Annotated in this window: 15 protein-coding genes; 3 read left to right on the forward strand and 12 right to left on the reverse strand. The window is 65.7% G+C overall.

Annotated elements, in window-relative coordinates:
* The first annotated feature begins 2 nt into the window (after positions 1-2).
* Complete coding sequence (locus tag KH389_RS05840) at positions 3-3,068, forward strand: efflux RND transporter permease subunit (RefSeq protein ID WP_043863234.1); 3,066 nt, start codon at positions 3-5, stop codon at positions 3,066-3,068.
* 78 nt (positions 3,069-3,146) lie between these two features.
* Here KH389_RS05840 and KH389_RS05845 read toward each other — a convergent pair whose 3' ends face one another.
* Genes KH389_RS05845 through plsB form a run of 3 tightly spaced genes read right to left on the reverse strand, consistent with a single transcriptional unit; the run spans position 3,147 to position 6,776 of the window.
* Positions 3,147-3,836 carry a DUF4197 domain-containing protein gene (locus KH389_RS05845; protein WP_043863235.1) on the reverse strand — a complete coding sequence of 230 codons (690 nt, stop codon included), beginning with the start codon at positions 3,834-3,836 and terminating at the stop codon, positions 3,147-3,149.
* A gap of 32 nt (positions 3,837-3,868) precedes the next feature.
* Positions 3,869-4,267, reverse strand: a complete 399-nt coding sequence (locus tag KH389_RS05850; RefSeq protein WP_043863236.1) for a YbaY family lipoprotein — start codon at positions 4,265-4,267, stop codon at positions 3,869-3,871.
* Between the two features lie 13 nt (positions 4,268-4,280).
* The gene (plsB, locus tag KH389_RS05855; protein ID WP_213607019.1) at positions 4,281-6,776 is read right to left on the reverse strand and encodes a glycerol-3-phosphate 1-O-acyltransferase PlsB; all 2,496 of its coding nucleotides are present in this window, start codon (positions 6,774-6,776) and stop codon (positions 4,281-4,283) included.
* A 222-nt stretch (positions 6,777-6,998) separates the two neighbouring features.
* On the opposite strand from plsB, the gene KH389_RS05860 reads away from it, so the two are divergent.
* Positions 6,999-7,208 carry a cold-shock protein gene (locus tag KH389_RS05860; RefSeq protein ID WP_038996759.1) on the forward strand — a complete coding sequence of 70 codons (210 nt, stop codon included), beginning with the start codon at positions 6,999-7,001 and terminating at the stop codon, positions 7,206-7,208.
* Positions 7,209-7,316: 108 nt separating this feature from the next.
* Here the strand turns inward: KH389_RS05860 and KH389_RS05865 are convergent, their stop codons facing one another.
* The 4 genes from KH389_RS05865 to KH389_RS05880 form a co-directional block, all read right to left on the reverse strand.
* A complete protein-coding gene (locus KH389_RS05865) occupies positions 7,317-7,694 on the reverse strand; it encodes a hypothetical protein (RefSeq protein WP_043863238.1) in 378 nt (125 codons plus the stop codon).
* A 19-nt stretch (positions 7,695-7,713) separates the two neighbouring features.
* Complete coding sequence (locus KH389_RS05870) at positions 7,714-8,526, reverse strand: putative RNA methyltransferase (protein WP_043863239.1); 813 nt, start codon at positions 8,524-8,526, stop codon at positions 7,714-7,716.
* On the reverse strand, positions 8,526-9,677 hold the full coding sequence (gene dapE, locus KH389_RS05875) for a succinyl-diaminopimelate desuccinylase (RefSeq protein WP_043863240.1): 1,152 nt from the start codon (positions 9,675-9,677) through the stop codon (positions 8,526-8,528). Before dapE ends, KH389_RS05870 begins: the two co-directional genes overlap by 1 nt.
* A gap of 177 nt (positions 9,678-9,854) precedes the next feature.
* Positions 9,855-12,446, reverse strand: coding sequence for a glycosyltransferase (locus KH389_RS05880; RefSeq protein ID WP_043863241.1), 2,592 nt, complete (start codon positions 12,444-12,446; stop codon positions 9,855-9,857).
* A 289-nt stretch (positions 12,447-12,735) separates the two neighbouring features.
* Between KH389_RS05880 and tcdA the strand changes: the two genes are divergently transcribed.
* Entirely contained in the window at positions 12,736-13,560 is an 825-nt protein-coding gene (tcdA, locus tag KH389_RS05885) for a tRNA cyclic N6-threonylcarbamoyladenosine(37) synthase TcdA (protein WP_058541484.1), read from the forward strand.
* Here tcdA and KH389_RS05890 read toward each other — a convergent pair.
* The 5 genes from KH389_RS05890 to pncA all read right to left on the reverse strand — a co-directional run bounded on the left by KH389_RS05890 (position 13,539) and on the right by pncA (position 17,385).
* Positions 13,539-13,949, reverse strand: coding sequence for a SufE family protein (locus tag KH389_RS05890; protein WP_213607020.1), 411 nt, complete (start codon positions 13,947-13,949; stop codon positions 13,539-13,541). The two genes, tcdA and KH389_RS05890, sit on opposite strands and share 22 nt — an antisense overlap.
* Entirely contained in the window at positions 13,946-15,151 is a 1,206-nt protein-coding gene (locus KH389_RS05895) for a cysteine desulfurase (protein ID WP_054915006.1), read from the reverse strand. Before KH389_RS05895 ends, KH389_RS05890 begins: the two co-directional genes overlap by 4 nt.
* 54 nt (positions 15,152-15,205) lie before the next feature.
* Complete coding sequence (gene dapD / locus KH389_RS05900; protein WP_043863245.1) at positions 15,206-16,240, reverse strand: 2,3,4,5-tetrahydropyridine-2,6-dicarboxylate N-succinyltransferase; 1,035 nt, start codon at positions 16,238-16,240, stop codon at positions 15,206-15,208.
* 39 nt (positions 16,241-16,279) lie between these two features.
* The gene (locus tag KH389_RS05905; RefSeq protein ID WP_043863246.1) at positions 16,280-16,627 is read right to left on the reverse strand and encodes an ArsC family reductase; all 348 of its coding nucleotides are present in this window, start codon (positions 16,625-16,627) and stop codon (positions 16,280-16,282) included.
* 68 nt (positions 16,628-16,695) lie between these two features.
* Positions 16,696-17,385 carry a bifunctional nicotinamidase/pyrazinamidase gene (gene pncA / locus KH389_RS05910; protein WP_116053055.1) on the reverse strand — a complete coding sequence of 230 codons (690 nt, stop codon included), beginning with the start codon at positions 17,383-17,385 and terminating at the stop codon, positions 16,696-16,698.
* Positions 17,386-17,499 lie beyond the last annotated feature (114 nt).

Raw genomic sequence — 17,499 nt, forward strand, 5'->3', positions numbered from 1 at the left:
CGATGGGTTTCAACCTTTCCGCCTGGGCGCTGCGCAATCGCCAGATCGTGCTGTTCCTGATGGTGCTGCTGGCCCTGGTCGGCACGCTTTCGTATACCAAGCTGGGCCAGAGCGAAGACCCGCCGTTCACCTTCAAGGCCATGGTGATCAAGACCAACTGGCCGGGGGCGAGCGCCGAGGAAGTCTCGCGCCAGGTCACCGAACGCATCGAGAAGAAGCTGATGGAGACAGGCGAGTACGAGAAGATCGTCTCGTTCTCGCGCCCTGGTGAGTCCCAGGTCACTTTCATGGCCCGCGACTCGATGCATTCCAAGGATGTTCCCGAGCTGTGGTACCAGATCCGCAAGAAGGTCGCGGACATTCGCCACACCTTGCCGCCGGGTATCCAGGGGCCGTTCTTCAACGACGAGTTCGGCACCACCTTCGGCAATATCTATGCACTGACCGGTGAAGGCTTCGACTACGCGGTGCTCAAGGACTACGCCGACCGCGTGCAGATCCAGCTGCAACGGGTAAAGGATGTGGGCAAGGTCGAGCTGCTCGGCCTGCAGGACGAGAAGATCTGGATCGAGCTGTCGAACCTCAAGCTGGCGACCCTGGGCCTGCCGCTTGAAGCCGTGCAGCAGGCGCTGGAGGAACAGAATGCGGTGACCACCGCAGGCTTTTTCGAAACCCCCAGCGAGCGCCTGCAACTGCGCGTGAGCGGGCGTTTCGAGACGGTGGAGCAGATCGAGCAGTTCCCCATCCGGGTGGGCGAGCGCACCTTCCGTATCAGCGATGTGGCCGATGTGCGCCGCGGTTTCAACGATCCGCCCGCGCCACGCATGCGCTTCATGGGCGAAGATGCCATCGGCCTGGCGGTATCGATGAAGGCCGGTGGTGACATCCTGGTGCTGGGCAAGGCCCTTGAGGTCGAGTTTGCCCGTATCTCGGCCAATCTGCCGGCCGGCATGCAGCTGCGCAAGGTGTCCGACCAGCCGGCCGCCGTGAAAACCGGGGTAGGCGAGTTCGTGCAGGTGCTGGTGGAAGCACTGGCCATCGTGCTGCTGGTGAGCTTCTTCTCGCTGGGCATGCGCACCGGCCTGGTGGTGGCGCTGGCGATTCCGCTGGTGCTGGCGATGACGTTTGCCGCGATGTATTACCTCGGGATCGGCCTGCACAAGATTTCCCTGGGGGCACTGGTGCTGGCGCTGGGGCTGTTGGTGGATGACGCGATCATTGCGGTGGAGATGATGGCGATCAAGATGGAGCAGGGCTTCGATCGCTTCAAGGCCGCCAGCTACGCCTGGACCAGCACCGCCTTCCCGATGCTCACCGGCACCCTGATCACCGCGGCGGGCTTTCTGCCGATTGCCACGGCGCAGTCGGGCACGGGCGAGTACACCCGCTCGATCTTCCAGGTGGTGACCATTGCCCTGATTGCCTCGTGGATCGCTGCCGTGGTGTTCGTGCCGTACCTGGGCGAGCGGCTGCTGCCAGACCTGGCCAAGCTGCACGCGGCCAAGCACGGCACCACCGATGGCGCCACCGACCCCTATGGCACGCCGTTCTACCAGCGTGTACGGCGGCTGGTGGGCTGGTGCGTGGCGCACCGCAAGACGGTGATCGTGGCGACCCTGGGCCTGTTCGTGCTCAGCGTGCTGTCGTTTCGCTTCGTGCCCCAGCAGTTCTTCCCGGCCTCCGGACGGCTGGAGCTGATGGTCGACCTGAAGCTGGCCGAGGGCGCCTCGCTGAGCAACACCGCCGAGCAGGTCACGCGCCTGGAGGCCCTGCTCAAGGAGCGCGCCGGCATCGACAACTATGTGGCCTACGTGGGCACCGGCTCGCCGCGCTTCTACCTGCCCCTGGACCAGCAGTTGCCGGCAACCAGCTTCGCCCAGTTCGTGGTGCTGGCCAAGACCATCGAGGAGCGCGAGGCGCTGCGCAGCTGGCTGATCGAGACCCTGAACGAGCAGTTCCCGGACCTGCGTTCGCGGGTCACGCGCCTGGAAAACGGCCCGCCCGTGGGCTACCCGGTGCAGTTCCGGGTCACCGGCGAGCACATCGAGGAGGTGCGTGCACTGGCGCGCAAGGTGGCGGCCCGGGTGCGCGAGAACCCGCATGTGGTGAACGTGCACCTGGACTGGGAAGAGCCGAGCAAGGTGATCTACCTGAGTATCGACCAGGACCGTGCCCGGGCCCTGGGGATCAGCACCGCGCACCTGGCCAAGTTCCTGCAAAGCTCGCTGACCGGTTCGTCGGTCAGTCAGTTCCGCGAAGACAACGAGCTGATCGAGATCCTGCTGCGCGGCACGCGCCAGGAACGCACCGAGCTGACCAACCTGTCGAGCCTGGCGGTGCCCACCGAGAATGGGCGCAGCGTTGCGCTGTCGCAGGTGGCGACGCTGGAGTACGGCTTCGAGGAAGGCATCATCTGGCACCGTAATCGCCTGCCGACGGTGACGGTACGTGCCGACATCTATGGCAAGGAGCAGCCGGCGACCCTGGTCAAGCAGATACTGCCGACCCTGGAGCCGGTGCGTGCCGAGCTGCCGGATGGCTACCTGCTGGAAGTGGGCGGTACGGTGGAGGATTCGACCCGCGGGCAGAACTCGGTGAATGCCGGGGTGCCATTGTTCATCGTGGTGGTGTTGAGCTTGCTGATGGTGCAGTTGCGCAGCTTCTCGCGCACGGTGATGGTGTTCCTCACCGCGCCATTGGGGCTGATCGGGGTGGTGCTGTTCCTGATGGTGTTCCGCCAGCCGTTCGGCTTCGTGGCGATGCTGGGCACCATTGCGCTGTCGGGGATGATCATGCGCAACTCGGTGATTCTGGTGGACCAGATCGAGCAGGACATCGCGGCCGGGCTGGACCGTTGGCAGGCGATCATCGAGGCCACGGTGCGGCGCTTCCGGCCGATCGTGCTGACCGCGCTGGCGGCGGTGCTGGCGATGATTCCGCTGTCGCGCAGCGTGTTCTTCGGGCCGATGGCGGTGGCGATCATGGGCGGGCTGATCGTGGCCACGGCGTTGACGCTGCTGTTCCTGCCGGCGCTGTATGCGGCGTGGTTCAAGGTGCGCAAGCCCTGAGAAGGCGTTCGCCGGCAAGGCCGGCTCCTACGGGGGCACTGCGCATCCTGTAGGAGCCGGCCTTGCCGGCGAAGGGCCCTAGAGGGCGCCGAAGACCTTCTTGGCCAGGCTGGTAGCCGCGGCCGCCGGGTTCTGGCGGATCGTCGCTTCCTGCTTGCCGATCATCTCGAACAGGCCATCCAGCGCCTGTTCGGTCACATAACCCTCGACGTTGGCGTTCTTGCTGTCCAGCAGGCCCAGCGACGAGGCCTGCCCGGCAAAGCTGTTGTACTGCTTGGCCAGGCCGACCTGGTCGGTGGCCTGCTTGACGATGGGCAGGAACTTGGCACGGATCTGCTCGCGGCTGGTCTTGTTCAGGTACTGGGTGGCCGAATCGTTGCCACCGCTGAGAATACCCTTGGCGTCGGCCACGCTCATCTTCTTGACCGCATCCACCAGCAACGCCTGGGCCTGCGGTACTGCCGCCTCGGCCGCCTTGTTCATGCTGGCCTCGAGCTGGTCGACCTCGGCGCCCATGCCGAATTTCTTCATGGCCTTGGCAGCCTTGCCCAGGTTGCCCGGCAGCTCGATGCGCACGTCCGGGTTGTTGCTGAAGCCGCCTGGGGTGCCCAGTTGCTTGACGGCAATCTGCGCACCTTGGGTCAGGGCATCCTTGAGGCCGCCGGTGGCGTCCTTCTGCGACAGGTCGCCGAGTGACAGCGCCAGCGCACTGGCCGACAACAGCAGGCCGGCACACAGGCCGGTAAAGGTAAGAGCAGGGCGGAACATGGCAGCATCCTTATCCAAAGGCAAAAAGGGGATCAGCGAACGGCGTCGACCTTGATTCGTACAGGCTGGGCGTCGCTACCGTCCAGCTGCACGCCGTGGTGTTCGGTGTTGATGAACAGCAGCTTGCCGTCCAGCTCGATGCGCGCGCTCACGGCATAGCGGTGGCCCGGCTTGACCTGTGCCGGGTCGTAGCTCAGGTGAAACGGCAGGGGCACCTGGCCTTTTACCGGGCCGCTCTGGTTGGCCAGGGTGACGGCTGGCGCATCGGCCAGCGACACGTCCTGCAGGCTGACGCTCAGGGTGGCTGCCGGTGGCAGGGCGATGCGCTGCAGGTAGAACACCTCGCCGTCCAGGCTGGCCTTGGAGGGTGACGGGGTGCTGCTGCAGGCGGCCAGCAGGCTGCCCAGCACAGCCAGGGTCAATTTCTTCATCGTGTACTCCTGTTCAGACTTGTTGCTCGGTGTGTTCGGTGGTTTCGTCGCTGCGCTGCAAGGCCACCTGGCGGATCGACAGGCGCACCTCGGCCGACAGCACGCGCTTGGCGGCGCCTTCGGCCAGCTCGCTGAGTTTTTCATGGTAGCCGAGCTTGCCCGCCGCATCCGGGCGCAGCACGCCCTGTTCGATCTGGGTCTGGATGAAGTGGCGGAACAGGCTCTTGTCGAAGAATTCCGGGGCGTTCAGGCCATGCAGGATCGACAGGCGCTGGGCCATGACCACGCACAGGTCTTCCAGCTCTTCGGCGCTGAGGGTGTGCTGGCCGCTGTTGAGCAGCAGCGCGGTGGCCATGTAGAAGCGCTGCAGGGTCTGGGTGATGGCCCGCGCCAGCAGGGTCAGCAGCACGAACTGGCGCGAACTCGGGGCCGGGCGCAGGTACACGCCGTTCTCGAAACGCAGCAGGCCCTGTTCGACGAATGCCTCCAGCCACTGGTCGATCACCCCGTCGAGCTCCTGGGCATCCCAGCGGATGAACAGCTCCGACTGCAGATACGGGTACAGCGCGTGGGTGTAGCGGCCGATCAGTTCGCGGCTGATGCGCGAGCTGCTCTGGAAGAAGCTTGCCAGCAGCGCCGGCAGGGCGAAGATGTGCAGTACGTTGTTGCGGTAGTAGGTCATCAGTACCGCGTTGTTTTCATCCAGGTACAGGATGCGCCCCAGCGCGTCCTGCTGCTCGGCCAGCAGGTCCATGCCGCGCACGTGGCCGATCAGCGCCAGGCCGTCGCCTTCGGGCAGGGTGGTATGGGCCGAGTAGGGCACCTGGCGCAGCAGCGTCAGGTACAGGTCCAGTACCCGCGCCAGGGCGCGTTCGTCCAGGGCCAGGCGGCTGGTGGACAGCAGCGCCAGGGCCACCAGGTTGACCGGGTTGATCGCGGCGGCCTCGTTCAGGTGCTGCGCGACCTTCTCGCCCAGGCGCGAGGTGGTTTCGTTGAGCCAGGCCGGTCGGAACTGCGGGCTGTGGTCCTGTTCGCGCCAGCCCGGTTGCTGCTGGTCGAGGAAGCTGGCCAGGCGGATCGGCTCGCCGAAGTTCACGGCCACCTGGCCAAAGCGCTGCTTGAGCGCGCCGATGACCTTGAAGATGTCGAAGATCGATTCCTTCTTCTTGCTCGCCCCGCGCAGCTCGCCCAGGTAGGTGCGGCCTTCGAGCACGCGCTCGTAGCCGATGTACACCGGCACGAACACGATCGGGGTGCGCGAGGAGCGCAGAAAACTGCGCAGGGTGATCGCCAGCATGCCGGTCTTGGGCTGCAGCATGCGCCCGGTGCGCGAGCGCCCGCCCTCGACGAAGTACTCCACCGGGAAGCCCTTGGTGAACAGGGTGTGCAGGTACTCGTTGAACACCGCGGTGTACAGCGGGTTGCCCTTGAAGGTGCGGCGCATGAAGAACGCACCGCCGCGGCGCAGCAGGCTGCCGATCACCGGCATGTTGAGGTTGATGCCGGCGGCGATGTGCGGCGGCGTCAGGCCGTTGCGAAACAGCAGGTACGACAGCAGCAGGTAGTCGATGTGGCTGCGGTGGCAGGGCACGTAGATCACCTCGTGCCCCGGCGCGATGCCTTGTACCTGTTCGATATGGTTGACCTTGATGCCGTCGTAGATCTTGTTCCAGAACCAGCTCAGCACCACTTCGAGGAAGCGGATGGCGGTGTAGGTGTAGTCCGAGGCGATCTCGTTGCCATAGCGCAGGGCCTGGGCCTCGGCCTTGGCCAGCGGGATGTTCTCGCGCTGGGCCTCGTCGCTGATGGCCTGGCGTACCAGCGGGTCGTGGATCAGGCCCTTGACCAGGTTGCGCCGGTGCGAGATGTCGGGGCCGATGACGGCGGTCTTGAGGTTGCGAAAATGCACCCGCAGCAGGCGCTGGGCCATGCGCACGGTGCGTTCGTGGCCCTTGTTGTGCTCGACCAGCTCACGCAGATGGATCGGCGCGGAAAACTGCACGCGGGTCTTGCGCCCCAGGATCAGCACGGTAAGCAGCCGGCGCAGGCGCCCGGTGACGGCCCAGCTGTCGGCGAACAACAGCTTCCACGGGCTCGATTCGCTGGCCGGCGACTGGCCCCAGAACACGCTGACCGGAATGATCTGCGCGTCCTGTTCGGCGTGCTGGCTGACCAGGTTGACCAGGCGCGTCAGCGTCGGCGGTGCGCCGCGCTTGTCGTGGCGGCCCAGCCAGTCGGGTTCGGGGGTCAGGTAGAAGAACGCCGCCGGCTCCATCATCGGGCCTACCGCCACGGGCAGCACCGGGCGCGGAAGCCCGGCTTTGGTGCATTCACGGTCGAGCACGGCCAGATCGGTGAGCGCGGGTGATTGCAGCACGTAGAACACCGGACGGCTGCGGTCCAGGTTCAGCGAGAAGGATGACTGGTTGATGGTTTCGGAGCGCACCCACAGGTACAGCAGTCGGCGCAGGGCGCCGAAGATCAGGCGGCGCAAGGGGGAACGGGTCATTCGGTAGGTGCCCTGGGTAATGGGATTCGAGCAGATGCTCGGTAGGTTAGTGTGCCGTATCCGCGCAAGTTCAGCAAAAAGCGCCCCGGTCATGAAAATTGTTGAATGGCTGCGTTATAGTCGGTCCGCCACTTGCAGGACAAATCCGCAAGCGGCGTAGGTGGGGCCTGGTGAGGCCCTGCCGACAAGGCGATTCCAAAATAAAAATCCGGAGTAGTTCAGATGTCGTCTCGTGAGACTGGAAGTGTGAAGTGGTTCAATGACGCCAAGGGATATGGCTTCATTCAGCGTGAGGGCGGTGCGGATGTGTTCGTGCATTACCGCGCGATCCGCGGTGAAGGGCATCGCACCCTGCTGGAAGGGCAACAGGTCGAGTACAACCTGACCCAGGGCCAGAAAGGCCTGCAGGCCGAAGACGTAGTGGGGCTGTAAAGCGGCAGGCGCCCGCTTTGCTGGCGATGGGCTGCGCAGCAGCCCCTTGGCCCGGCGATGCCGGGCTTCGCCAGCAAGGCTGGCGCCTAAGCAGAGCCGGTCAACGGCTCAACTGGTACGCCAGGTGATCTCTTCCTCGCCATCGGCGCTGATGCGGATCCAGCGGTCGGCGTCTTCTTCACCTTCCTCTTCCACCCAGCTACCCGGCGCGCAGCGTACTTCGACATTGAGTGCGGCGAATGCGGCGCGGGCGCAGGCGATGTCGTCCTCCCACGGGGTCTGGTCGCTTTCCAGGTACAGGCTGTTCCATTTGCCCACAGCCTTGGGCAGCCAGGTAACAGGTACGTTACCGGCCTTGCACTTGTAGGTCTGGCCCTTCTGCTGCCAGTCGCTGCACGGGCCGAGGGCCTGGCCCAGCCAGGCGGCGATCTGCTTGTGATCGACGTCGGCGTCCTTCAGGTAAATCTCGATATCGGGTTGGCGCATGGGGCTCTCCGGGTGCGGCTCAGTCTTGGCGCACAAAGTAATCGTAACGCATCGATACCGTCACCTCTAAGGGCTCGGGGTGATCGATGACGGCCGCGCGTCTTTCTGCGCTGGCGCGCCAGCCATGGGGGGTCATGGCCAGCAGGTTGGCGCGGTCGGCCGGGGCCGCCAGGCTCAGGCGAAACTCCAGCACTTCGCCGTGGGCGTGGTGCATGCCCTCGGGCACCAGTGCCAGGTGCTTGTCGTCGGCATAGTCGCGCACTTCATCGTACAGCCGTTCGCGCAGCTCCATCAGGTGACCGCGGGTGGGGCCGACGCGCATCAGGCCACCGCCGGGGCTGAGCAGGCGCTTGGCTTCCTGCCAGTCCAGCGGGCTGAACACGCTGGCCAGGAACTGGCAGCTGGCATCGGCCAGTGGCACCCGGGCCATGCTCGCCACCAGCCAGGTGAGTGCCGGGTTGCGCCGGCACGCACGCTTGACCGCCTCGCGGGAGATGTCCAGGGCATAGCCGTCGGCCTGGGGCAGGGCGTCGGCCAGTTGCGCGGTGTAGTAGCCTTCGCCGCAACCGATGTCCAGCCAGCGCGCGGGGGCGCGCTCGGCCGCAAGCTCGGCCAGGCGCCGTGCCACCGGGGCGTAGTGCCCGGCATTGAGGAAGTCGCGACGTGCCTCGACCATGGCCTGGTTGTCGCCAGGGTCACGGCTGTTCTTGTGCTGCACCGGCAACAGGTTCAGGTAGCCCTGGCGCGCCCGGTCGAAGCGGTGCCCGGCAGGGCAGCCGACACCGTTGTCCAGGGCGCCGAGCGCGGCGCTGCAGATGGGGCAGATGAGCATCAGACGAGCAACCGGGTCAGGGTCTGGTAGTAGATCTCGGTCAGCACGTCCAGGTCGCTGGCCAGGACCCGCTCGTTGACCTGGTGAATAGTGGCGTTGACCGGGCCCAGTTCGACCACCTGGGTGCCCAGGGTGGCGATGAAGCGCCCGTCGGAGGTGCCGCCGCTGGTTGAGGCCTGGGTGTCGCGGCCGGTCACGGCCTTGATGCTGGCCGACACCGCGTCGAGCAGGTCGCCCGGTTCGGTGAGGAACGGCAGGCCCGACAGCGCCCAGTCCACCTGCCAGTCCAGGCCGTGCTTGTCGAGGATCGCCGCCACGCGGGCCTGCAGCCCTTCGACGGTCGACTCGGTGGAGAAGCGGAAGTTGAACAGTGCGGTCAGCTCGCCTGGCACCACGTTGGTGGCGCCGGTCCCCGAGTTGAGGTTGGAGATCTGGAAGCTGGTGGGGGGAAAGAAATCGTTGCCCTCGTCCCAGTGCTCGGCGGCCAGTTCGGCCAAGGCCGGGGCGGCCAGGTGGATCGGGTTCTTCGCCAGGTGCGGGTAGGCCACGTGGCCCTGCACGCCACGCACGGTGAGCCTGGCGCCAAGCGAGCCGCGACGGCCGTTCTTGACCACGTCACCGACCAGGGTGGTGCTCGACGGCTCGCCGACGATGCACCAGTCCAGGCGTTCGTTGCGCGCCGCCAGGCGTTCGACCACGGCCTTGGTGCCGTGATGGGCCGGGCCTTCCTCGTCGCTGGTGATCAGGTAGGCGACCTTGCCCTTGTGGTTCGGGTAGTCGGCGACGAAGCGCTCGGTGGCCACGATCATGGCGGCCAGGCTGCCCTTCATGTCGGCCGCGCCGCGCCCGCAGAGCATGCCGTCGGCGTCGATCAGGGCGTCGAACGGGTCGTTGGCCCAGGCCTGCACCGGGCCGGTGGGCACCACGTCGGTGTGGCCGGCAAAGCACAGTACCGGGCCGTCGTCGCTGCCGTGGGTGGCCCAGAAATTGTCGACGTCTTCGATGCGCATCGGTTCGAGCATGAAGCCGGCATCGCCCAGGCGCTGCATCATCTGTTTCTGGCAGTCGAAGTCCAGCGGGGTCACCGAGGGACGACGGATCAGGTCGCAGGCCAGTTCAAGGGTAGGCGAGAGGTCGGCTGGGGCCGTCATGAAGGACTCCGGGGTGCAAGGCTGGGGCAAAAAGAAGGGGCGTTATCTTATAGCAAAAGTGCGGGGAAGGGACTGTGGATCTGTGCTGTCTGTGCGGGCCTATCGCGGGTCAAGCCCGCTCCCACAAGGTACTGCGCAATCCCTGTGGGAGCGGGCTTGACCCGCGATGGCGGTTTATCAGGCGGCAGGTGCGGGCTGCGTGACATCCGCGGGCTTGGGCAGCGACGACAGCATGGCCATGATCAGCGCCGCCAGGTACGGCAGCGATTGCACCAGCAGCATGGTCACCCAGAAGCGCATGTCGTTGCTCGGCAGGCCCTGCACCAAGTAGATGCCCAGCGCCGCGCCCCACAGCAGCAGCATGATGAACAGCTCCTCGCGGGCCTCTGCCAGTGCCACCAGCAGCCCGTGGCTGTCGGCGTTCTTCGGCGTGCGGAAGAACGGAATGCTGCTGGTGAAGAACCCGTACAGCACCGCCTTGGCAATGGTGTGCGACAACGCCAGCCCTGCCAGCGCCGCCGAGAATGCGTCCTTGAGGTTGACCCCTACCGCGCGGCGGTACAGGAACACGATCTTGCCCACCTTGAACACGAACAGCGCCAGCGGCGGGATCGCGAAGATCAGCAGCGGCGGGTCGACCCGCTGCGGCACGATGATCATGGCCGCCGACCACAGCAGCGCACCCACGGTGAAGAAGATGTTCATGCCGTCGGCGATCCACGGCAGCCAGCCGGCCAGGAAGTGGTAGCGCTGGCCGCGGGTCAGCTGGGTGTCCTTGCCGCGCAGCAGGCTGGAGGTGTGGCGCTTGATGATCTGGATCGCGCCGTAGGCCCAGCGAAAGCGCTGCTTCTTGAAGTCGATGAAGGTGTCGGGCATCAGGCCCTTGCCGTAGCTCTCGTGGGAATAGGCTGCCGAGTAACCCTTCTCGAACACGCGCAGGCCCAGTTCGGCATCTTCGCAGATGCACCAGTCGGCCCAGCCGAGCTCTTCGAGCACCGAACGCCGGGTCATGGTCATGGTGCCGTGCTGGATGATTGCGTCACGGTCGTTGCGGGTGACCATGCCGATATGGAAGAAGCCCTTGTACTCGGCGTAGCAGAGCTTCTTGAAGGTGCTTTCGTTCTGGTCGCGGTAGTCCTGCGGCGATTGCACCACGGCGATCTTGGGGTCGGCAAAGTGCGGCACCATGTGCTTGAGCCAGTTGCGGTCGACACAATAGTCCGAGTCGATCACCGCGATCACTTCGGCGTCCTTGGCGGTGTGCGGGATCAGGTAGTTCAGCGCACCACCCTTGAAACCTGCCAGCGGTGCCACATGGAAGAACTTGAAGCGCTCGCCCAGCAGCTCGCAGTGGGCCTTGAGCGGCTCCCACACGGCCGGGTCCTTGGTGTTGTTGTCGATGATCAGCACTTCGAAGTCCGGGTAGTCCAGCGCCGCGAGGGCATCGAGGGTCTGCTTGACCATCTCCGGGGGCTCGTTGTAGCACGGCACATGCACCGACACCTTGGGCCGATAGGCGCTGTCGGCCTCCACCGGCAGGAACAGCCGGCGGCGCTTGTGCGTCCATACCGCCTCGGCCAGTTCATGGGCCTCGGTCAGCAGCACGATGAACACCCCCAGCGCGCCGAGCGCCAGCAGGAAACCCACGGTGAGGCTGAACCAGGTGCTGTACTGCTGGCTGTAGTCATAGCCGATCCATACCAGCACCGAGCCGCACAGGAACGCGATGAAGGTCAGGAAGGTGCGCCCGCGCTGGCGCAGCGCCGAACCGTCGATCAGCAGCAGGGTCAGCGACAGCATCGCCAGCACCACCGAGCCCACGGCCAGCACGCGCCACTGCGGAATGGCCACCACCGGGCCCTCGAAGTTGAATTTCTGCTGGCGCGCGGCATTGAACACGCCCCAGTAGGCGCCCACCGAACCTTCGTCACTGGCTTTCCAGGGCTGGTCGTAGGCTTCGATCACGAAGTAGTTGTAGCCCTGGCGGTTGAGCAGGTTGACCAGGCTGCGCAGGTAGATGGCCTGATCCGCCTGGGTGGCGTCGGCACCGCCGCGCATGCGGCCATTGCTGGGCCAGCCGACCTCGGACAGCAGCAGCGGCTTGCGCGGGAACAGTTGCTTGAGCTCGCGGGCGCGGTCGAGCACGAACTGCTCGGCCTGGCTCACCGGGATGAATTCCCAGTAGGGCAGGATGTGCGCGGCGATCAGGTCGGCGTGCCCGGCAAGCTCGGGGTTTTCCTTCCAGATGTGCCACTGTTCGCTGGTGGTGACCGGCACCTTCACTGCGGCGCGCACGCGGTCCATGTAGTCCATCAGGGCCTGGGGGGTGACCTCTTCGCGAAACAGCGCCTCGTTGCCGACCATCACCCGTACCACGCTGCGCGAGGTGTTGGCCAACTGGATGGCGGTCTCGATTTCGCGCTCGTTGCGTTCCAGGTCGGGGCTGATCCACACACCCAGGGTCACGCGCAGGCCGAACTCTTCGGCCAGACGCGGGATCAGCGCCTGGGTGCCTTCCACCGTATAGATGCGGATGCTGTCGGTCAGCTTGCTCAGTTGCTCGAGGTCTTCGCGCAGCTCGGCTTCGGTCGGGTACTGGCCCTTTTGCGGGCTTTCGCCCAGGCGAAAAGGCGAATACGAGAAGCCGGAGATCTGCTCCGGCCAGTCGGGGGCGGACACCGGGCGGTTGATCAGTGCCCAGAACCCGGTGAATAGCGCGGCAATCGCCATGACGACCACCAGGTTGATACCAAATTTACGCGATGACATAGATATTTCGGGTTCCGAAAAGTGGAACGGGCAAGCGCCGGCGGGCACGGATCCTACGCACCAGGCAGGTAGCGTGGTATAGGAAACGGGTGCATGTAGCGCTTGGATTTTCCTCAGATGCTGAAGTTCTGAAGCCCGTACAATTGCCGTCCAAAGCAGGGTTTGCACCGGTCATTAAAGCAGGGTTGGCGCCAGGTTTACCAATTCATGGCAATCAGTGCGTCGGTTGCGGGCTGTCATCCTGCGTTGTGGGGCCTATAATGCGCGCCGGTTTTTTCAGGGTTGGGCCATGAGTACAGAAGATCCACGCTTTGCCGGTGTTGCCCGGTTGTATGGCCAGCAGGGCTTGCAGCGCCTGCGCGAGGCGCATGTGGCGATCGTCGGCATCGGCGGTGTCGGCTCGTGGGCGGCCGAGGCCATGGCCCGCAGCGGCGTTGGCGAAATTTCGCTGTTCGACCTGGATGACGTGTGCGTGAGCAACACCAATCGCCAGTTGCATGCGCTGCAGGGCAACGTGGGCAAGCCCAAGGTCGAGGTGATGGCCGAGCGCCTGCGCGCAATCAACCCGGACTGCAAGGTGCACGCGGTGGTGGACTTCGTCACCCGCGACAACCTGGCCCAGACCATCACCGACCATATCGACTGCGTGATCGACTGCATCGACAGCGTGATGGCCAAGGCTGCGCTGATTGCCTGGTGCAAGCGGCGCAAGATCCAGGTGATCTGCACCGGCGGTGCGGGCGGGCAGCTCGACCCCACGCAGATCCAGGTGGCCGATCTCAACCGCACGGTCAACGACCCGCTGGCCTCCAAGGTGCGTTCGACGCTGCGCCGCGACCACGGGTTTTCGCGCAACGTGAGCCGCAACTACGGGGTGCCGTGCGTGTTCTCCACCGAGCAGTTGCGCTATCCGCTGCCCGATGGCGGTATCTGCCTGCAGAAGAGCTTCGTCGGGGACGGGGTCAAGCTCGACTGCTCGGGCGGTTTCGGCGCGGTGATGATGGTGACGGCGACCTTCGGCATGGTCGCTGCCAGCAAGGCCGTGGAGAAACTGGTGGGTGGCAAGCGCCGCCCGGCCGATCGCGTAGCGGCTCAGGCGCCGGCGGCGAGCTGAGTCATGCGCTGCAGCACGGCGTTCAGGCCGTTGCTACGGGACGGCGAGAGCTGTCGGCCAAGGCCCAGGGCGGTGAACCAGGCGGGCAGGTCCAGCTGCTGCAGCTGGCTGCCGGTCAAGCCGTCGGCCCGCACCAGCAGCAGCGCCAGCAGGCCGCGCAGCAGCCGCGCATCGCTGGCGGCCTTGAACTGCCAGCGACCGTCGGTTTGTTCGGCCACCAGCCACACCTGACTTTCGCAACCGTGCACGCGGTTGGCCTCGCACTGCTGCGCCGCGTCCAGGGGGGCCAGGCGCTCGCCCCATTGCATCAGCAGGCGGGCGCGCTGCTCCCAGCCGGCAGCCTGTTCGAATACATCCAGCGCCTCGCGGGCGGCGTCGGGCAGGCTCATCGCAGCAGCTCCAGGGCCTGGTCCAGGGCGCTGAAGAAGCGCTCCAGGTCGTGGGAATCGTTGTACAGCGCCAGCGACACGCGGATCGCGCCGTCCAGGCCCAGGCTGTTGACCAGCGGCATGGCGCAGTGATGGCCGGCGCGCACGGCGATGCCCTGTTCGGTCAGCAGGTGCGCAAGGTCGGCATTGTGCACGCCCTCGACCACGAAGCTGGCCAGGGCCAGTTGCGGCGCGCCCAGTATCCGCACCCCTTCACGATCGTTGAGGCCGCGCAGCAGATGGCGGTGCAGGGCGGCTTCATGTTCGACCACGCTGGTGGCGTCGAGGCTGGCCAGGTAATCCAGGCTGGCACCCAGCCCGATCACGCTGGCGATCGGCGGCGTGCCGGCCTCGAAACCCAGCGGGGCGGGGCGAAAGCTCGACTGCTGGTAGCCGGCCAGTTGCACCATCTCGCCGCCGAACTGCCAGTGACGCAGCAGGCCCAACGCCTCGCGGCGCCCATAGAGCACGCCAAGGCCGTCCGGGCCATACAGCTTGTGACTGGAAAACACATAGAAGTCGCAGCCCAGTTGCTGTACATCGTGACGCCCGTGCACCACGCCCTGGGCGCCATCGACCACGCTGAGGGCGCCCTGGGCGCGGGCGTGGTCGAGCAACGGTTGCAGCGGCTGCCAGGTGCCGAGCACATTCGACAACTGGCTCACCGCCAGCACGCGGGTACGCGGGCCGATCAGTTGCAGGGCCGCCTCCAGGTCGATATGCCCGTTGGCGTCGAGCGGCAGGATCACCAGCCTGAGGCCGCGGCGCTGGGCCAACTGCTGCCAGGGCAGCAGGTTGGCGTGGTGCTCCAGGGCGCTGACGGCGATCTCGTCGCCCGCCTCCAGGCGCCATTCCAGGCCATAGGCCAGCAGGTTGAGCGCCGAGGTGGCGCCATGGGTGAACACGATCTGCTGCGCATCGGCGGCATTGAGCCAGGCGGCGACTTTTTCGCGGCTGGCCTCGAAGGCCTGGGTGGCAAGTGCACCGGGCAGGTGCTGGGCCCTGTGCACGTTGGCCGCACCCTGGGTGTAGTAGTGGCTCAGGGCGTCGAGCAGGTGCTGGGGTTTCTGCGTGGTGGCAGCGCTGTCCAGGTAGGTCTGGTGCTGGCGTTGCAGGGCGGCGATGGCAGGGAAGTCTGCGCGCCAGGGAGAGGGCTGGAACATGATGTGTAGGGCCTGATATCGGGTCTGGCAGAGGGCCAGACCCGATCGTACCACTTAGTTGTGGGCGTGCAGCGCTTCGTTCAGCTCGATGGCCGACTTGTGGGTCTTGCACTCGACCGCGCCGTTTAGCGAATTGCGGCGGAACAGCAGGTCGGTCTGGCCAGCCAGGTCGCGGGCCTTGACCACCTTGACCAGCTCGTTGTTCTCGTCGAGCAGGTTCACCTTGGTGCCGGCGGTGATGTACAGGCCGGCTTCGACGGTGTTGCGGTCGCCCAGCGGGATGCCGATACCGGCGTTGGCGCCGATCAGGCAGCCTTCGCCGACCTTGATGACGATGTTGCCGCCGCCCGACAGGGTGCCCATGGTGGAGCAGCCGCCGCCCAGGTCCGAACCCTTGCCGACGAACACGCCCGCCGAAACGCGGCCTTCGATCATGCCCGGGCCTTCGGTGCCGGCGTTAAAGTTGACGAAGCCTTCGTGCATGATGGTGGTGCCTTCGCCGATATAGGCACCCAGGCGCACGCGGGCGCTGTCGGCGATACGCACGCCGCTCGGCACCACGTAGTCGGTCATTTTCGGGAACTTGTCGACCGAGAACACTTCCAGCAGCTCGCCCTTGAGGCGGGCTTCGAGTTGCTGCTCGGCCAGTTCGGCCAGGTCGATGGCGCCCTGGCTGGTCCAGGCCACGTTCGGCAGCAGCGGGAAGATGCCGGCCAGGCTCAGGCCGTGGGGCTTGACCAGGCGGTGCGACAGCAGGTGCAGCTTGAGGTAGGCCTCAGGGGTGGAGCTCAGGGTGGCGTCTTCGGCCAGCAGCGTGGCCACCAGCGGCTTGTTGCTTTCGGCCAGGCGGGTCAGCAGTGCAGCCTGGGCGGCGTCGACGCCCTTGACGGCTTCAGCCAGTTGCGCGGCCTGGGCGTTGCTGAACGCGATGGCCTGGTTGCCGCCTTCATAGCCCAGGATCGGGGCGACGGCTGCGACCAGCTCGGCGCTCGGGGCGAGCAGTGGCTGTGCGTAGAAGACTTCCAGCCAGGCGCCTTGACGGTTTTGAGTGCCGACGCCGAAGGCCAGGCTGAACAGTGAAGTGGACATGCGGTTACCTCTTGCGAAATTGAGTGAAGGCGTCGCGGTTCAGCGCAGGGCTGCCGCGTACAGGTCCGGTTTGAAACCGACCAGGGTCTTGCCACCCAGGTCGAGCACCGGGCGCTTGATCATCGAGGGTTGTGCCAGCATCAGCTCGACGGCCTTGGCCTGGTCGAGGTCGGCCTTCTGCGCGTCATCGAGCTTGCGGAAGGTGGTGCCTGCGCGGTTGAGTACCACCTGCCAGCCGTGCTCGTCGCACCAGCGGTTCAGGTGGTCCCGGTCTATACCCTGGGTCTTGTAGTCGTGAAAGTCGTACTGGATGTGGTGTTCTTCAAGCCAGGTACGGGCTTTCTTCATCGTGTCACAGGCTTTGATGCCGAAGAGAATATAAGCCATTGAACGTTAAGGGCGCGCGGGCGTTCCCGCAGCCGCCCCGAAACTCCTCGAAGAATGGGTGGGCTGGATTATGCGACAACATCGGGCAGGGCGCCACGGCTGGCGCCGCCCAGTTGCCGCGCCTGAATGAACTGCACCCCGGCAGCCTGCATCTGTGCCATCGCCGCCGCGCAGGAGCCTGCGGTATCGATGGCGCGGCAGGCGTCCAGCACCACATAGGTGGCGAACCCTTCGCGGCGTGCGTGCAGTGCCGTCCAGGCCACGCAGAAGTCCAGGGCCAGGCCGCACAGGAACAGCGTGTCGATGCCGCGCTCGCGCAGGTTGCCGGCCAGGCCGGTGGGGGTGGTCTGGTCGGCTTCGGTGAACGCCGAGTAGCTGTCGACCTGGCGGTTGCCGCCCTTGCGCACGATCAGCTGTGCGTGGGCAATGTTCAGGTCCGGGTGAAACTGTGCGCCGGGGCTCCCTTGAATGCAGTGGTCGGGCCAGAGTGTCTGCGGCCCGTATGACAGTTCGATGACCTCGAACGGATTCTTGCCCGGGTGGCTCGAGGCGAACGAGGCGTGCCCGGCCGGGTGCCAGTCCTGGGCCAGCACCACGCGCTCGAACTGGCGGCCGAGCTGGTTGACCAGCGGCACGATCTCGTCGCCACCGGGCACCGCCAGGGCGCCGCCGGGGATGAAATCGTTTTGCACATCGATGACCAGCAGCGCACGGTTGGGGCTATCGTGGGTCAATAGGGTCGACGCGGGGGTGATCATGCGAGGCTCCTCTTTTGTAGCATTGTGTTACAGATTGCCGGCGGGTCTGCGACTTAGGTGGAGCGGTTGTGTTCATGCAGATCCCGGTAACATGTTGTTTCAATGGCATAACCC

Origin of the sequence: Pseudomonas qingdaonensis (assembly GCF_018398475.1) — a bacterium.
Classification (GTDB): domain Bacteria; phylum Pseudomonadota; class Gammaproteobacteria; order Pseudomonadales; family Pseudomonadaceae; genus Aquipseudomonas; species Aquipseudomonas palmensis.

Coding starts and splice junctions, on each gene's coding strand:
- KH389_RS05840 (WP_043863234.1), top strand. CDS start 3: ATGGGTTTCAACCTTTCCGCCTGGGCGCTGCGCAATCGCCAGATCGTG.
- KH389_RS05845 (WP_043863235.1), bottom strand. CDS start 3,836: ATGTTCCGCCCTGCTCTTACCTTTACCGGCCTGTGTGCCGGCCTGCTG.
- KH389_RS05850 (WP_043863236.1), bottom strand. CDS start 4,267: ATGAAGAAATTGACCCTGGCTGTGCTGGGCAGCCTGCTGGCCGCCTGC.
- plsB (WP_213607019.1), bottom strand. CDS start 6,776: ATGACCCGTTCCCCCTTGCGCCGCCTGATCTTCGGCGCCCTGCGCCGA.
- KH389_RS05860 (WP_038996759.1), top strand. CDS start 6,999: ATGTCGTCTCGTGAGACTGGAAGTGTGAAGTGGTTCAATGACGCCAAG.
- KH389_RS05865 (WP_043863238.1), bottom strand. CDS start 7,694: ATGCGCCAACCCGATATCGAGATTTACCTGAAGGACGCCGACGTCGAT.
- KH389_RS05870 (WP_043863239.1), bottom strand. CDS start 8,526: ATGCTCATCTGCCCCATCTGCAGCGCCGCGCTCGGCGCCCTGGACAAC.
- dapE (WP_043863240.1), bottom strand. CDS start 9,677: ATGACGGCCCCAGCCGACCTCTCGCCTACCCTTGAACTGGCCTGCGAC.
- KH389_RS05880 (WP_043863241.1), bottom strand. CDS start 12,446: ATGTCATCGCGTAAATTTGGTATCAACCTGGTGGTCGTCATGGCGATT.
- tcdA (WP_058541484.1), top strand. CDS start 12,736: ATGAGTACAGAAGATCCACGCTTTGCCGGTGTTGCCCGGTTGTATGGC.
- KH389_RS05890 (WP_213607020.1), bottom strand. CDS start 13,949: ATGAGCCTGCCCGACGCCGCCCGCGAGGCGCTGGATGTATTCGAACAG.
- KH389_RS05895 (WP_054915006.1), bottom strand. CDS start 15,151: ATGTTCCAGCCCTCTCCCTGGCGCGCAGACTTCCCTGCCATCGCCGCC.
- dapD (WP_043863245.1), bottom strand. CDS start 16,240: ATGTCCACTTCACTGTTCAGCCTGGCCTTCGGCGTCGGCACTCAAAAC.
- KH389_RS05905 (WP_043863246.1), bottom strand. CDS start 16,627: ATGGCTTATATTCTCTTCGGCATCAAAGCCTGTGACACGATGAAGAAA.
- pncA (WP_116053055.1), bottom strand. CDS start 17,385: ATGATCACCCCCGCGTCGACCCTATTGACCCACGATAGCCCCAACCGT.